The sequence below is a fragment of the Streptomyces sp. NPDC055078 genome, from assembly GCF_053607985.1.
Window position 1 is genome coordinate 1 of the sequence record NZ_JBSGUP010001067.1, and the last position, 1632, is coordinate 1632.

The 1632-nt window shown below is 74.2% G+C and carries 3 protein-coding genes; 1 reads left to right on the plus strand and 2 read right to left on the minus strand.

Going from position 1 to position 1632, the window contains the following annotated elements; genetic code table 11:
- Positions 1-296 precede the first annotated feature (296 nt).
- Positions 297-947: a DedA family protein gene (locus ACWF94_RS40165; protein WP_453500194.1), complete on the plus strand. Its 651-nt coding sequence runs from the start codon at positions 297-299 to the stop codon at positions 945-947.
- Here the strand turns inward: ACWF94_RS40165 and ACWF94_RS40170 are convergent.
- Positions 904-1158: a DUF2277 domain-containing protein gene (locus tag ACWF94_RS40170; protein ID WP_453500196.1), complete on the minus strand. Its 255-nt coding sequence runs from the start codon at positions 1156-1158 to the stop codon at positions 904-906. The two genes, ACWF94_RS40165 and ACWF94_RS40170, sit on opposite strands and share 44 nt — an antisense overlap.
- A 4-nt stretch (positions 1159-1162) precedes the next feature.
- On the minus strand, positions 1163-1632 hold a 470-nt coding region (locus ACWF94_RS40175), incomplete at its 5' end, for a protein-tyrosine phosphatase family protein (protein ID WP_453500198.1).

The following is a 1632-nucleotide window of genomic DNA, read 5'->3' on the forward strand; positions in this document are numbered from 1 at the left end:
GGGTTGGGCGGGCGGCCCTCGCGGCCCCGGGTCGTCACCCCGCCCGAGCCGTCACCCCGCCCCGCGCCGTCACCTCGCCCGGTGGGACAAGTCCCCCGAGGGAGACGCCCCGCAGGGGTGGCGGACACCTCTCGGGGATGGGCACGACACCCCATTCCGGGCGAAGTGATGATCACAACATCGGCGACCCCCGGGTGATCTCGGAGCAAACCTCCGGCGTACGCTGTACAGCTGTTACTGCCGCCACACCGACCACCTCCAACGTCGCGGCGAGTTCACGAAACGGGGAGAGTCACGTGCTGGACAGTCTGGGGCCGCTGACCGGCAGCCCCTGGATCTACGCGGTGGTGGCGCTCTCCGTACTCCTCGATGTGTTTCTGCCGGTGCTGCCCAGCGGGGTGCTGGTGATCACGGCGGCGACGGCCGCCGCGGCCGGTTCGACCACCGCGACCACCGTGGCGGGCGCGGCCCAGCAGGTCCCCCGCGAGGTGCCGTCCCTGCTCGTACTGGTCCTGTGCGCGGCCACCGCATCGGTGCTCGGCGATCTGGTCGCCTATCGGCTCGCCCGGCGCGGCGGGGACCGCTTCGACCGGGCGATCGCCAAGTCACGCCGGCTGACCACCGCGCGCGACCGCCTCGGCACCACCGTGAATCGCGGCGGCGGCCCGCTCGTCGTGATCGCCCGCTTCGCCCCGGCCGGCCGCTCGGTCGTCTCCCTGGGCGCGGGCGCCGCCCACCGCAAGGTGAAGGAGTTCCTTCCCTGGTCGGCACTGGCGGGGGTGGCCTGGGCCGGGTACAGCGTGGGCCTCGGCTACTTCGGCGGCCAGTGGCTGGGCGCGAGCTGGGTCGGCGCGGCCGTCTCCGTACTGGCGCTCTTCGCCGCCGGCGCCCTCGCGGCCTATGTCATGCGTCGGCCGCGGCAGCGGCCTGCCGGTGAGACGGCTTAGCCGCTCCCCTGACCTCCAGCCCGTCGAGGAGTCGGCTGGTCGCATCGGCGATGGCGTCGACGGCCTGCTCGAACACCTCGCGGTTGTGCGCGGCGGGCGCCCGGAAGCCGGACACCTTCCGTACGTACTGAAGCGCGGCGGCGCGGATGTCGTCCTCGGTGGCTTCCTCGGGGAGGACCGGCGGGCGAAGGGTCTTGATACTGCGGCACATGTCTTCAGTGTGCCTCGCGCGGCTCCCGCGCGGGCACCCGGGCGCCGAATCGCCGTACGTACCGCCGCTGCCAGGGTGTTTCCACGGCATGCCGGTCGTATCCCCGCCGTACGAATGTCACGGCGTCGTCCCCCGGCACCCCGTCGAGCACCGCGATGCACGCCAGAGCGGTGCCGGTACGCCCGCGTCCGCCCCCGCACGCGACCTCGACACGCTCACCGGCGGCCCGCTCCCACACCTCGGTGAGGATCTCCCGGGCGCGTGCCCGGTCGGCGGGCAGCCGGAAGTCCGGCCAGCGCAGCCAGCGGGCCTCCCAGGGGACCTCGGGCGGGCGCCGGCCGAGCAGATACACACCGAAGTCGGGCGTATGCCCCTCGGGGAGCGGGTGGCGCAGCCCGCGCCCCCGGACCAGCAGCCCGGACGGCAGCCGCAGCACCCCGGGCCCGTCCGGCTCCCACGCGCTGAGCGCCTGAC

Bases quoted from the DNA above. Each gene is read 5' to 3' on its own strand.
- ACWF94_RS40170 (WP_453500196.1), bottom strand. From the start codon at position 1,158: ATGTGCCGCAGTATCAAGACCCTTCGCCCGCCGGTCCTCCCCGAGGAA.